The 13,559-nt window shown below is 65.5% G+C and carries 11 protein-coding genes; 2 read left to right on the forward strand and 9 right to left on the reverse strand.

Features of this window, described 5'->3' with window-relative positions; genetic code table 11:
- Nucleotides 1–37: 37 nt before the first annotated feature.
- From NEH16_RS07105 to NEH16_RS07135, 7 genes are all read right to left on the reverse strand, one after another.
- Nucleotides 38–445, reverse strand: a complete 408-nt coding sequence (locus tag NEH16_RS07105; protein WP_265540198.1) for a hypothetical protein — start codon at nt 443–445, stop codon at nt 38–40.
- The gene (locus tag NEH16_RS07110; protein ID WP_265540200.1) at nt 442–2,574 is read right to left on the reverse strand and encodes an AAA family ATPase; all 2,133 of its coding nucleotides are present in this window, start codon (nt 2,572–2,574) and stop codon (nt 442–444) included. The genes NEH16_RS07105 and NEH16_RS07110 overlap by 4 nt, the downstream gene beginning before the upstream one ends.
- Entirely contained in the window at nt 2,571–2,792 is a 222-nt protein-coding gene (locus tag NEH16_RS07115) for a hypothetical protein (protein WP_265540203.1), read from the reverse strand. The genes NEH16_RS07110 and NEH16_RS07115 overlap by 4 nt, the downstream gene beginning before the upstream one ends.
- A 14-nt stretch (nt 2,793–2,806) precedes the next feature.
- Nucleotides 2,807–4,966: a DEAD/DEAH box helicase family protein gene (locus NEH16_RS07120; protein ID WP_265540206.1), complete on the reverse strand. Its 2,160-nt coding sequence runs from the start codon at nt 4,964–4,966 to the stop codon at nt 2,807–2,809.
- Between the two features lie 905 nt (nt 4,967–5,871).
- Nucleotides 5,872–6,759: a DUF5655 domain-containing protein gene (locus NEH16_RS07125; RefSeq protein ID WP_265540208.1), complete on the reverse strand. Its 888-nt coding sequence runs from the start codon at nt 6,757–6,759 to the stop codon at nt 5,872–5,874.
- Nucleotides 6,760–7,085: 326 nt separating this feature from the next.
- Nucleotides 7,086–8,441 (reverse strand): class I SAM-dependent RNA methyltransferase, encoded by a 1,356-nt coding sequence (locus NEH16_RS07130; protein ID WP_265540210.1) that lies wholly within the window; start codon nt 8,439–8,441, stop codon nt 7,086–7,088.
- 109 nt (nt 8,442–8,550) lie between these two features.
- Entirely contained in the window at nt 8,551–10,599 is a 2,049-nt protein-coding gene (locus NEH16_RS07135) for an APC family permease (RefSeq protein WP_073967465.1), read from the reverse strand.
- 331 nt (nt 10,600–10,930) lie between these two features.
- Here NEH16_RS07135 and NEH16_RS07140 point away from each other — a divergent pair, with 331 nt between their 5' ends.
- On the forward strand, nt 10,931–11,599 hold the full coding sequence (locus tag NEH16_RS07140; protein ID WP_026242838.1) for a potassium channel family protein: 669 nt from the start codon (nt 10,931–10,933) through the stop codon (nt 11,597–11,599).
- Nucleotides 11,599–12,276 carry a potassium channel family protein gene (locus NEH16_RS07145; protein ID WP_018105403.1) on the forward strand — a complete coding sequence of 226 codons (678 nt, stop codon included), beginning with the start codon at nt 11,599–11,601 and terminating at the stop codon, nt 12,274–12,276. Before NEH16_RS07140 ends, NEH16_RS07145 begins: the two co-directional genes overlap by 1 nt.
- A 58-nt stretch (nt 12,277–12,334) precedes the next feature.
- Here NEH16_RS07145 and NEH16_RS07150 read toward each other — a convergent pair whose 3' ends face one another.
- Complete coding sequence (locus tag NEH16_RS07150; protein ID WP_265540214.1) at nt 12,335–13,090, reverse strand: DUF3159 domain-containing protein; 756 nt, start codon at nt 13,088–13,090, stop codon at nt 12,335–12,337.
- A gap of 3 nt (nt 13,091–13,093) precedes the next feature.
- A complete protein-coding gene (locus tag NEH16_RS07155; protein WP_073967463.1) occupies nt 13,094–13,510 on the reverse strand; it encodes an OB-fold nucleic acid binding domain-containing protein in 417 nt (138 codons plus the stop codon).
- Nucleotides 13,511–13,559 lie beyond the last annotated feature (49 nt).

Below are 13,559 nucleotides of genomic sequence, written 5' to 3' on the forward strand. Positions count from 1 at the left end.
AGCCCATCACTACTGCAGTCCGCGGCGGCCGATGCTCTCAGGCTGCAGGCACTTCGATCGCATTCAGTAGTGCCAGGATCGGTTCGTTAGCGCCCAAGCAACGGTCTGCCACCCACTCAAGACCGTAGTCCGCGTAGCTGGAAGCAAGTCTGATGACTTCTCGCGGCTGCGTGAGGACCGCCTCGCCCAGTTCGGCTATCGCAAGCAGCTCAAGGTGGACGATGCGCCAATCGTCGCTTGCGAAGATGGTGCCATCGGCGAACTTTCGAACTTCGCCCGCACGCTGACGCTTCTGACCATGTTTGACACCGATACACAGACCAAGCCACCACGCATCGATCATTCGTCCCACCGGCCTGCCGGGCCCAAAAAACTGGCTGATCTTCGGATGCAGGTCCGCCGGCATGGTCAGCTCAACAGACGCGTATGGGCTCATACCGCTCACGCCACAGGTTCCTCTCTGAACCGCAATCCGAGATCGTTATCATGACGCCGCGCACAGATATTGCATTGCTCTCGGTGGCTGCAGCCGCAGTTGCGCGAATACGGCTCATCGTCGGCCCACTTGTGCACGAGATCGAGTGGGTAATGCTGGCTACACGACAGGGTGCCGAAGACTCCAGCCCTCTCGTCCAGGATGTGTTCCACGCCAGCGATCTCGGATCGAGTCAATAGCAGCACCACTTGATATGGCGTTTCATCGGGCGCCGGAGGGCGTGTGATAGCTTCGACCATGCGCTCCTTGGTGGTACCTGAGACCATCCCAAGCGGGGTGTCGATGAACCGTGGCGCGACCGTGCCAGCGACTTCCATGAGCGACCATACGAATGCGAGTGTTAGCGCACGCTGGGAGGCCCCGTTTACTTCAAAGTCAGGGTCAAGGCTGTTGCCGTGCTGGCTCGAAACAACGATATCAAAATTGCTAGTGATCGACGTCGAGGTGATGACACCCGTGGTATCACTATTGTCGGCACCGATGATTTTTTTGAACATGCCGTCAAGACGTTTCGAGACCCGCTCGACATAGGGCCCTTCAAGCTGGCCCTGAACTGCCCTCGCCAGGTTCAGGAGGTCCAGTCCGACATCACGCCTGACGGCAAGATCTCGCGAAATGCCGGCATTACGCTCGGCGTTCCCTTTCTCTTCGCGCTTCTGGTCACAATCGTACTGCACAGTCCCGCGGCGAGTGTCCAGGTTGCCGAGTTTAAAATTTACGTCGCTCTTTTTGCGGTCGAGTTCGGTAAGCTCTTCGGTCAACTCTCGCACCCTCGCGTCGTCAATCAGGGCACGGCGCTCTTCTGCCGCATACAAGGCAGTCGTTTTATTCCGGACCGATTCCGCCAGCTTTGCGAAATCCCCTAGAACCTCGGCGCGAACTTCCGTGAAGTCCTGCCTATTTAGACTGCGCAGCGCCCTTGCACCGTACCGTAGCTCCGTGAGGCGCTCCGCGATCGCACCTCGGCCCTGCTGCTCGGCCAGCAACTTTGAAACCTCATCGCGATGGGTCGAGCCTGGATCCAGGCTTTCTCCACAGATACAGATGCCGAGCTCAAGCCGATCTTCCAGAATCTGCGTTGACGTCTTCGGGATCTCGCGAAGGTTCTTCAGCTCCTCCAGGCGCTTCAGGGCCTGGCCCAGTGGGGCATCCGCAAGAGTCCAGGACAGGGCTTCACTGCGCAGCATGCCCTTCATCCTGTCGAGGTTCCTTTGCTGATAGCCCTCCAGCGAAGCCAGATCCCCCTTGAGCCCCTGTATCTCTTGGTTGATGGCATCAAGATCGCCGATGCCTCGGATGGATTCAAGATCGCGGGTTTTGCGGTTTTGATCCCTCTCGATGTTTCCGAGCCGAACCGTGTGCTTCTCGTAGTCCTCGTCGATCTCTTTGAGTGCTAGTTCGAGCTTTTCGAGTTCGCCCGTGACCTTTTCCAGTTTGCCGCCGGCATCCCGGGCCGCTTTCCGGTCGAGGCCGGCCTGTACCGCCTCAATGTCAACGACTGCCGTCCGGAGCTGGCGAATTCCGAGCAAGCTCTCGATCGCGAGGTGGACCTTCTCCTGCCGTACCCGCGCTTCTTGCTTGCCGGTGATAAACTTCTGAACGTCGTCCCCGTTGGTGAAGAAGATGTCCACGAGCCTCTTTGGCAGCCACTGCTCCAGCCACGACTCAGGCTGGTCAAGGTTCTCATCGCCTGATGCCGTGAGCTTTGACAGCTTCACAACTTCCCGGCCGCGCTGCACCGATCCAGTCACCTCGGGGGTTTCCTGAACCTGTCGCGTGAGCCGGTAGAGCACCGTGCCAGCGTCGTCGGTGATATCGAAATCGAGAACAACCTCGATGAATACCGGTGATCCGGCAGGTGTCGCCTTGGACGACAGCCTGATATCCATGGGGCTGGTGACGCTCTTGAGAGCATCCATCCCATACAAGCCCCAGATAATTGCATAGTGAAGAGACGTCTTGCCGGACCCGTTCTCGGCACGTATGACAGTCAGCGGTTTGACAGGATCGATCGACAATTGGATGTCGACGTCTTTGAGCAGCTTGAAGTTATGGACTCTGATCCGCTGGATTCTCATTGATCGCTTCCACCACCAAGCGCGGCCGCGAAACTCCCTACCTTCTCCACGCGCTTGGCGATGAGTTCCTGCCGCTGCCGACTGGTTGTCATATTCTCCTGCTGCCTCGCGATCAGGTCAAGCACCTCAATGAGATCCTCGTGATATCCGTCGTACCGCAGCGGAAGCTGTCTCACCTCGACGCTGGCGACTTCTCGGATGCGGGGAGTTGTTGCCATTTCACAGCCCCTACCTATAGTGCGGTCTCATACTTGGCGATAATCTCGCGAGGACCGTCGTTATCGTATTCATTTTCCGCCGTACCGGCGAACTCCCGCACCCTGGCAAGCTCCCCCTTCAAAACAGAACGCGCAGCTGCCGTATCAAGCCGCGGTGGAACAACCAGGAAGTCATGAAGCTCTGCGATCCTCTTCCCAGGGGATTGACGAAGGATCCTCCCTCTCCTTTGAATCCACTCCCGCCGGACGGTACTGGACGCGAGCAGGTATGCCGTGTCCGTGTGCGGAATGTCCACGCCCTCGTCAAGAACTTTCATCGCGGTAAGGGCCTGATAGTCGCCTTTACTGAAGCGTTCAAGATACTGAGCAGCACCCGAACTGGAGGTTTCCGTGTTCGTGTACTGGTGGAAGCGGATTCCGAGTCGGCGGAGCACACCGTTGACAAGGTGGATCTGGGAGGGCCCTGTCAACGCTACTGGCTTGGCAGACGTATACATGAGTGTTCGAGCGACGTTCTCGGGTCCACCAGTTTCCAGCAAATATTCAAGTGCGGGAATCTTGGCCTGCGCCTGTTCAAGGACAGCCCGGCGCTTTCGCAAGAGATGCTCGACCTGCGCGTCATGGCAAAAGTCCTTGCCATCATCAACCGCCATAAACCCTTTGCGCTGTAGCTGACGCGTCAGGTCCTCGTACTCGGCCATCTCCTGCTCGGTTAGCACAACCTCGTGGACGTGATAGTTGTACGGCGTCAAGCAGCCGGCATTGATGGCGTCCCGAAGTGTGAACTCGAAAACCGGGGCGCCGAAGAACTCAAAGAGCGCCTCGGTGCCGTCGGCATTGTACTGACGAGTCGGTGTTGCCGAGAGGCCTAGACGAGCATTAAACCGATGCGGCGCCTTCGCCATGAAGCCAGCCGAGCCGAGGTTGTGTACCTCGTCACCGACGAGGACGGCGTGCACCTCGTCGGGGAGCTCGGCGATGAAGCTGCGCATGTCCTCGTCTTCAGTGAACAGCTTCTGAGTGCAGAGAATGACCGCAGTGAATGGGTCTCGTCCTGAGAGTCCTGCACGGACCTCCTCAAGGAGGCCACGGCGCCGCTGGCCTGACATCGCACTCGGCTGAAACGGCTCGGCACCAAAACCTCTGACGGCTTCTGCCCATTGCCGTAGGAGGGGTGTACTCGGCACGATGATCACGACCAAGACAGGGCCTCTATGCCTGTCCTGCTCATGAACTGCCGCGATCAGAGCAGTCTGCGTTTTGCCGCCGCCTGTAGCGATGGCCAGAATCCCTCTAGACCCATTACCCAGGAACGCATCTACGGCGTGGCCCTGATGGCCAAACTTGCCAGTTCGCCAGTCTACTTTCTCTGGAATCGTGAGCAGTCGTGGGCCAGCCACGTCGATACCCGGCGGGAGTGGCGGCTCAAGGCCACGTGCATGGTCGGCGTGCCACGATCGCCAGAAGTCCTCGATTGAAGGGGGCGCTGCTCCGGTACTCCGACCGTCGATCACCCGCAGCCCGTCCTTGAGTTCGACGCACAGGACATGAGGGCTTCTATTCGCCCACTGGCTGTCCCACCGCGCCGCGAGCTTCGTCACGCGCGCTTGCGAGGTGGAGCCGTCCACCCACGGCCGGTCGACGCTCATTTGTTCACCATTGACCAGTAGGCCCCGGGCTGTTGCGTTGCCGGAACCGTGGACCGCCGCCCAGGTTGAACCCGAACGCAGCAACCACAGCTTCTTGTGGTACATACCTTGCTTCATCAGCGCAAAGCGGACCACGAGGCGGTTGGAAGCGACAAGGTACGCAAGGCAGTCGAGGGTGTGATGGACCAGGGCATGCTGTGACAGGGAGGCCTCTTCGAGCAGTCGATCTACAGCCATCTGAATCGCTGCCTGGGGGGCTAGCACCCCACGGGCAAGCGCGTCCCGGTCGGCGTCGCTGATTGAGGGGCTGATGAGCAACTCGATCGTGCCGTTGCTCCGCTCAAGGAACGAGGCCAGACCAGGCGCAATCTGAGCCAGGCACTGCGAACTGAAGAAGCCCGCTCCGACTCGGACATGATCTGCCACTGCCATGGCTGGGATCAGAACTTCACCGATCAGGTCGTCCTCAGGGATGTCGTACAGAGACTCGACATCGGCGAGAGTTATTTTGAACTCGCTCGTCACTGATTCACCTTGGCGTTGACGCTGGCGATGCTCCCGCCAGGGGCCAAGAGAGCCCACGCGCCTGTGCCGCCAGCTGCACAGCGCTCCCTCTTACCCCCCATGGCCCCTCCGACCAGCATCCAGGTTGACGCCGCTTCAAGTATACGTTCACGGTGCTCTGCGCCGACCTCGCTCCGGATGCTGCCCCCGACACCCAATCGATCCAAAACGGTGGGGCGCCGGGTCACTGCGCGACGCGTGAGTGAACTGGCAGGGAGATACGTGGAACTTGTCGCCATCAGCACAGGAAACGATGCGGCTCTGAACGGCGGCCGCGCTGCAGTCGGGTCTAGGGCGTGAGGACGGGGCAGCAGCCTTCGGCGTCTCCTTGTGAAGGGCGTGGACGCTGGTGGGCGTAGTGGCTTGGCGGCAGCTGGGAGGCGCCGACGGTCCCCTCGCGCTGCAGACAGGCCGAAGAGTGCCAGGCGCTGTCCGGGGCCTCGACCACCGGCCGTGCGCCCTGGCGCTTCAAGGGCAGCTGTCGACGCGGCTCCAGATCGATGTGCTAATCGTGAAGATACACCAGGGCTTTCTCACCCGGGAGTTGGGAAGTATCTCCGGCGCTAGAGCTGTAACTCCAGTGCCTGGACAAGCTAGCCGTCAAGCAGGAACCGACGTCTGTGCGCAGCTAGCCTGAGGAGACCTGGCCCGCGATCCGGGTCGGCATCCGCACCGGTCGGGTTACCGGCCGATCGGCTCGCCGACCGCCACAAGTGCAGAATGCCGCCTGCCCAGCCAGCCAGTCCATCGAGGATCCGCCGTCCCCGCCCGGCCCGGCGAAAAGGCAGCGGCACGAATCCAAACCACAGGCACACACCGAACCGACGTATCTCATGCCCGCCAAACAGCGCCCACAGCACGATGAGCTACGCCACGGGGTAGCTCATCGTGAAAAGCTCCCGGGCGCACGCCAGATCGTGCTCGGAGTGCAGCTGCACCTCCAGGTTCCCGGTGCCGTGGTGGCCGAGCCCAGTTACGTCCCGAGTGAATCCTGGGACAAGGTCGACCTTGGCCGGGCCGGCCTTGAGGTAGACCAACAGCTTGGTCTTCCGCGGACACACGCACGCAAAGTTCTGCAGCCGCTGGTAGGCCGTGTAGGTCTGGTTTTCGACCTTGGTGATGTCCTCGCCGAAACCGAGCAAGACCTCGTCGACCGCCGCGGCCAGTTCCTCCATCGCGCTGTCCGGCCTATCGCTGCGCTGCGCCTTGGCCGTTCCCCGGCGACGCCCCACCTTCGAGGCGGTCCGGCGGCCGGCGGCCGAGGCGACCGTCTCCAGGCCGAAGTTGTCGTCGCCGAAGAACCTGTAGCGCACGAGGTCGATCGAGTGCCGCTGCTCGCGGACCGCGTGGAGATCGTAGCGCGTGAAGTCGCCGGCGACGCAGATCAGCCTCGGGGCGCTCCACAACACCCGGGCCGCGGCCCCCGATCCGAGCCGCTCGCGCACCAGGCGCCGAAAGGCGTCCCTGTGGTCCATCAGCCAGGCCATGTAGAACAGGCCCTGGTTGATCACGCCAGGATCCGTCGATCGCTTGTACTCAACGATCACCGGGGCGCCGTTCTCGTCGATGCCCAGTGAGTCGAGCCGGCCGCCGTGTACCGGCCCGGTGCTGTACTCGCTAGCCAGGAACGTCACGCCGAGCATGGCCTCCATGTGCGCCTCGACGAGGTCCTGCACCTCGGCCTCTTCATCGGCCAGCCGCGGCACGACTTCGGACACGCCGCCCTTCGTACTGAACAGCTTCAGCCCTGACACCTCCCCCCTTCGCCGACCTGGCCCGACACGCAGGGGCCGAGACTATTTCCGGCTCGGGTGAAGCGGTATCCGATTCAGCTGTTCGCTACAGAGCGTAATCGCCGTCGAGTGGAAGTCCAGAGTGCCGGCAGAGCGGGTCAGCCACCAAGAAGCCGCCTCCCCGACAGGGCAACAGCCCGGCCGGAGAGGCGGCCTTTTCCACATGACAAACCGTCAGGAAAAGCGCCCGGCGTGCGTCAAACGTGCGTCACGTGCGTCAGATTTGCGTCAAGATATCGCCCGTAACGCACGTAGCGCACATAACGCACACTCGCCAAAACCACAGGTCAGCGGCCCTTCTCGACCGGCTCCAGAATCGCCACGCACTCCACATGGTGCGTCATCGGGAACAGATCGAACGCCCGCAGCGTCCGCACCCGGTATCCGCCCTCCGCGAAGTACGAGATGTCCCGCGCCAGCGCCGCCGGGTCGCAGGCCACGTACGCGATGCGGCGGGCGCCCAGGGCGACGAGCTGCTTCACCGTGGCGCGGCCGGCGCCCGCGCGGGGCGGGTCCAGGACGATGAGGTCGCATTCGGTGATGCCCGTGCGGGGCAGGACCTGGTCGACCTTGCCGTGCTCGATGCGGACGCGGTCCAGGTCCGCCAGGTTGTGGCGGGCGTCCTCCACCGCGCGCTTGCCGGACTCGATGCCGAGGACCGCGCCCTTCTCGCCGATGCGCTGGCCGATGGCACCGGCGAAGAGGCCGACGCCGCAGTAGAGGTCGAGGGCGGTGTCGTTCTTACGGGGCAGCAGGCCCTGCATGACCGCGCGGACCAGGGTGTTCGCGGCCTGCGGGTGGACCTGCCAGAAGCCGCCGGAGCCGACCCGGTACGTGCGGTCGTCGGCGCGCTCCCGGACGAAGCCGCGGCCGTGCACCCGGTGCACGCCGCCGTCGCGTTCGTCCACGCGGAGCACGGAGACCGGCTTGTCCAGCTCGACCAGGGGCAGCCGGCCGCCCGGGCGGGGCGTCAGGATGACCTGGCGGTCGTGGGAGCCGGTGGCGGCGATGGCCTCCACCGTGGCCATCTGCGGCCAGTCCTGCTGCTCGACGCCCAGCTCGGAGACCCCGGGCGCGGCGATCATGCAGTGGTCGATGATCTCGATGTCGTGCGAGCGGTGCTTCCGCAGCCCGACCCGGCCGTCCTCGTCGATCGCGTACTGCACCCGGGTCCGCCAGGCCGGCACCTCGCCCGCCGGGAGCTTGTCGCCCTCGGCCGGCATGACCGTGCCGTCCCAGCCCGCCTCCTCCGGGGTGAGGCCCGCGAGGCGCTGGAGCTGTTCGGCGATGACCTCGCCCTTCAGGCGGCGCTGGGCGCCCGGCTTGGCGTGCTGCCAGTCGCAGCCGCCGCACTTGCCGGGGCCCGCGAACGGGCAGGGGGCCGGCACCCGGTCCTTCGACGCCTCGATGATCTCCACCGCGTCCGCGCGCAGGAAGCGCGAGTCCTCGGCACCGTCGGTGATCCGCGCGACGACCTTCTCACCCGGCAGGGTGTGGCGTACGAACAGCACCCGGCCCTCGTCCGTGCGGGCGATGCAGTGGCCGCCGTGCGCGACCGGGCCGACCTCGACCTCGTACTCCCGCCCGACCAGCGACTCCGGCTGCGTCTCCCCGGTCTGCGGCGACGTGGATTCGTTCTGCATGAGGGGGTGGCTCCAGAGAGGGAAGGGGACGGTCCGCGGGCGGACGACAACAACCTACGAGTCTACGTGCGTGTCGTCCGACCGCCGACCACCTCCGCGGTCCCCCGCCTCAGCCCTTCGGCGTCGGTTCCTTCTGCTTGCGCTCCACCGGTCCCCGGCGCACCGAGCCCGGAGCGCTCCAGTCGGCACGCCTGCGGGCGCGCTTCTTCGCCGCCTCGGAGGACTCCAGCTGGTACGGGACCGAGGTGACCATCACACCGGGCGTGAAGAGCAGCCGGCCCTTGAGCCTGAGGGCGCTCTGGTTGTGCAGCAGGTGCTCGTACCAGTGCCCGACCACGTACTCCGGGATGTAGACGCTCACCACATCGCGCGGGCTCTCCCGGCGCAGGCTCTTGACGTACTCGATGACCGGGCGGGTCACCTCGCGGTACGGGGAGTCGAGGATCTTCAGCGGTACGTTGATGCCGCGCCGCTCCCAGTCCTCCCTGAGGGCCTTCGTCTCGGCCGGGTCCACGCTGATCGACAGCGCCTCAAGGTGGTCCGTGCGGATCAGCTTGGCGTAGGCGAGCGCGCGCAGCGTGGGGCGGTGGAGCTTGGAGACCAGGACGATCGAGTGGACCCGGGAGGGGCGGATCGACTCGTCCGGGGCGGTCTCGTCGGCGGAGATCTCCTCCGCGACCCGGTCGTAGTGCTTGCGGATCGCGGTCATGGTGCCGAAGAAGATCACCATGCCGAGGAGCGCCACCCAGGCGCCGTGGGTGAACTTCGTGGCGAGGACGACGACGAGCACCAGACCGGTGAAGAAGGCGCCGAAGGTGTTGATCGCCCGGGAGCGGATCATGTGGCGGCGCTTGGCCTGGTCCTTCTCGACGGCCAGATGGCGGTTCCAGTGCCGGACCATGCCGGTCTGGCTCAGCGTGAACGAGACGAACACGCCGACGATGTACAGCTGGATGAGCCGGGTCGAGTCGGCCCCGTAGATCACGACCAGCAGGATCGCGGCGCCGGCCAGCAGCACGATGCCGTTGGAGAAGGCGAGCCGGTCGCCGCGGGTGTGCAGCTGGCGGGGCAGGTAGCGGTCCTGGGCCAGGATCGAGCCGAGCAGCGGGAAGCCGTTGTACGCGGTGTTCGCGGCCAGGAAGAGGACGAGGGCGGTGGCGGCGGCGAGGATCACGAAGAAGAACGTGCCGTCGCCGAAGACCGCGGCCGCGACCTGCGAGATGACCGGGTCCTGGGTGAAGCCGGAGCCGACCGGGCGGCCGTTGCTGATCAGGTCCTTCGCCGGGTTCTCCGCCATCTTGACGTCGGTGGCCATGGCCAGGCCGATGATGCCGCAGAACATGGTGACGGCGAGCAGGCCCATCATCGCGAGCGTGGTCGCGGCGTTCTTGCTCTTCGGCTTGCGGAAGGCCGGCACGCCGTTGCTGATCGCCTCGACACCGGTGAGCGCCGCGCATCCGGAGGAGAAGGCGCGCAGCAGCAGGAAGACGAGCGCGAAACCGGCGAGCCCCTGGTGCTCGGGCTTGATCGTGTACGCGGAGGTCGGGGCGTGCATGGTGTCGCCGAGGACGAGCCCGCGGAAGGCGCCCCAGATGATCATGATGAAGACGCCGGCCACGAAGAGGTACGTGGGGATGGCGAAGAGCTTCCCGGACTCCTTGACCCCGCGCAGGTTCATCAGGGTCAGCAGGACGATGGCGGCGACCGCGCACCCCGTCTTGTGCTCGACCACGAAGGGGATGGCCGAGCCCAGGTTCTCCACGCCGGAGGCGATCGACACGGCCACGGTCAGGACGTAGTCGACCAGCAGCGCGCTGGCGACGGTCAGCCCGGCCTTGGGGCCGAGGTTGGTGGTGGCGACCTCGTAGTCGCCGCCGCCGCTCGGGTAGGCGTGGACGTTCTGCCGGTAGGAGGCGACGACCGTGAACATCAGGACCACGACCGCGACCGCGATCCAGGGACTGAAGTGGTACGCCGACACACCCGCGATGGACAGCACGAGGAGGACTTCTCCGGGTGCGTACGCCACCGAGGACAGCGGGTCGGATGCGAAGACGGGGAGCGCGATGCGCTTGGGGAGGAGCGTCTCCCCCAGCTTGTCGCTGCGCAGGGCCCGTCCGATCAGGATCCGTTTGGGCACGTCGGTCAGTTTGGACACGCAGAGGATCGTAAGGGTTCCGTATGGGGCCCGCCCCCGCTGCACCGGCGTGGCCCGCCAATCTCCTGCACTCGGCCGGAAACGCCACGGAATCCTTAACGCAATCCTTGCGCCACGGCGCCGGGAAGCGCCCCGGGCACGTCGTCTTCGCCACACCCGGGCCGCGATGCGCACACTCGGATGAGGCGACGCGACCGGCGCCGCATAAGCTCGTAAGCGGGCGACGGGACACACCGTTGCCCCGTTGTTTGCCCGGCCAGCCGAGGAAAGAGTGTGAGCAGGGTGTTTTCGCAGGTCAGCCGGACGACCAGGACTGCGAGGTAGGCGCAAGGTGCACATCGTCATCATGGGCTGCGGGCGAGTGGGAGCCGCTCTCGCGCAGACCCTGGAGCAGCAGGGGCACACGGTCGCCGTCATCGACCAGGACCCCACGGCGTTCCGGCGCCTCGGCTCCGGGTTCGGCGGCCGTCGCGTCACCGGGGTCGGGTTCGACCAGGACACGCTGCGCGAGGCGGGAATCGAGGAGGCCGGCGCGTTCGCGGCGGTGAGCTCCGGCGACAACTCCAACATCATCGCGGCCCGGGTGGCGCGCGAGATGTTCGGCATCGAGAACGTCGCGGCCCGGATCTACGACCCCCGGCGCGCCGAGGTGTACCAGCGGCTGGGCATCCCGACCGTCGCGACGGTGCGCTGGACGGCGGACCAGATGCTGCGCCGGCTGCTGCCGTCGGGCGCGGAGCCGCTGTGGCGCGACCCGAGCGGCGGGGTGCAGCTCGCGGAGGTGCACACCACGCCGTCCTGGATCGGCCACAAGATCAGCACGCTCCAGGAGGAGACGGGCGTGCGCGTCGCGTTCCTCACCCGGTTGGGCGAAGCGATTCTGCCGTCGTCGCAGACGGTGCTCCAGGAGGGCGACCTCGTCCACGTCATGATGCGTACGGACGAGATCGCGAAGGTCGAGGCGGCCTTCGCCGAGGGCCCCGAGGAGGGCGGTCACTGATGCGTGTCGCGATTGCCGGGGCCGGTGCGGTGGGGCGTTCCATCGCGGGCGAGCTGCTGGAGAACGGGCACGAGGTGCTGCTCGTGGACAAGGCGCCGACCGCCATCTCGGTGGAGCGGGTGCCGATGGCCGAGTGGCTGCTCGCGGACGCCTGCGAGATCACGTCGCTGGACGAGGCGGCGCTCCAGCGCTGCAACGTCGTGATCGCGGCGACGGGCGACGACAAGGTGAACCTGGTCGTCTCGCTGCTGGCCAAGACCGAGTACGGCGTGCCGAGGGTCGTCGCCCGGGTGAACAACCCGAAGAACGAGTGGCTGTTCAACGAGTCGTGGGGCGTCGATGTGGCGGTCTCCACGCCGCGTCTGATGTCGGCGCTGGTCGAGGAGGCGGTGAGCGTCGGCGACCTGGTCCGGCTGCTGCGCTTCAGCCACGGCGACGCGAACCTGGTGGAGCTGACGCTGCCGCCGGAGTCGGCGCTGGCGGGGACCCAGGTCGGGGAGGTCGCCTGGCCGGAGGACACCTCGCTGGTGACGATCATCCGGGGTCAGCGGGTGCTGACGCCGAGCCCGGAGGAGAGCCTGGAGGCCGGTGACGAGCTGCTGTTCGTGGCCGCGCAGGCGCGCGAGGAGCAGCTGGAGGACCTGCTGTCGGTCCGCCGGGGCGACTCGGAGGCGTAAGGCATACGAAGAGGGGGCCCCGTCACCGGCTGGTGACGGGGCCCCCTCTTCGTACGTCTCAGAACTCCTGGCCCCTGGCCGCTTCGGCGGCGGCCGTTTTGCGGGCCTTCTCGGCCTCCTCCTCCGCCTCCATCTCGGCGAAGACGTCGATCGGCGGGGGCGCCTTGGCGAGGAAGACCCAGGTCAGGTAGACCGCCAGCAGGAACGGCGGGATCTTCAGCGCGACCAGGACCCAGCCGAACTGGGTGGTGTCGGCCCACCAGTACAGCGGGAAGAGGATCGCGCACTTGGCGAGCAGGATCAGCCCCCAGGCGTAGCTGGCCTTGGTGTACGCCTTCTTGCGGCCGGGGTTGCGGGTGCGCCAGGAGAGGTTCTCCTTGAAGACCGGGCCCAGGATGAGGCCGATCAGCGGCAGGCCGGCGACGGCGGTGACCAGGTAGGCCAGGGCGAGGCCCAGGGTGTAGAGCATGCCGGGGAGGTAGAAGTCCTTGGCGTTGCCCGTCATCTTGGCGAAGACCACGCCGAAGGCCACCCCGAAGACGCCGCTGAAGGCGTGCTTGACGGTGTCCTTGCGGATCAGCCGGACGACCACGAGCGCCAGCGACACCGCCAGGGCCGCGATGGCCGAGTAGGTGAGGTTCTTGTTGATGGTGAAGATCGTGACGAAGAGCAGCCCGGGCAGGACCGTCTCCACCATGCCCCTCACGCCGCCGAAGGCTTCGAAGAGCGCGGCCTCGGTGACCGCCCTGCTGTCGGCCTCCTGCTGGTCGGTGGTGCGGTCCGTGTCGGACGTCGGCTTGTCGAGAGACGTCACCGGCTACTCCTTGCCGAGCGGTCGGAGTTCGTATTTGGGGTTGAACAGCACCCGGCGGCCGTGGCTCATGGCGATCCGGCCGGAGGCGATGAGCTTGCGGCCCGGTTCTATGCCCTGGATGGAGCGGCGGCCGAGCCAGACCACGTCGAGCGGCGCGGTGCCGTCGAAGAGCTCCGCCTCCAGGGCGGGCACTCCGGCGCGCGGCCGCAGGGTGACCGTCCGCAAGGTACCAGTGACCTTCACGATCTGGCGGTCGGTGCATTCGGAGATCCGGGTGCACCCCGATGCCTGCGAGTCCTCCTCCAGCTCCTCGCACTCCAGGTCCTCCTGGGAGCTGGAAAGCCGGTCGAGCATGCGCCGGAAGCGACCGGAAGGCCGGTCGCCCTTGTGGGGCTTCTCGGATCGAGGGACAGCGCTCATACCCGAAGGGTACCGGTCCTGCGAGGTCATGGCGGGTGGCCGCCGTCTC

The organism is Streptomyces drozdowiczii (assembly GCF_026167665.1).
Classification (GTDB): Bacteria; Actinomycetota; Actinomycetes; order Streptomycetales; family Streptomycetaceae; genus Streptomyces; species Streptomyces drozdowiczii_A.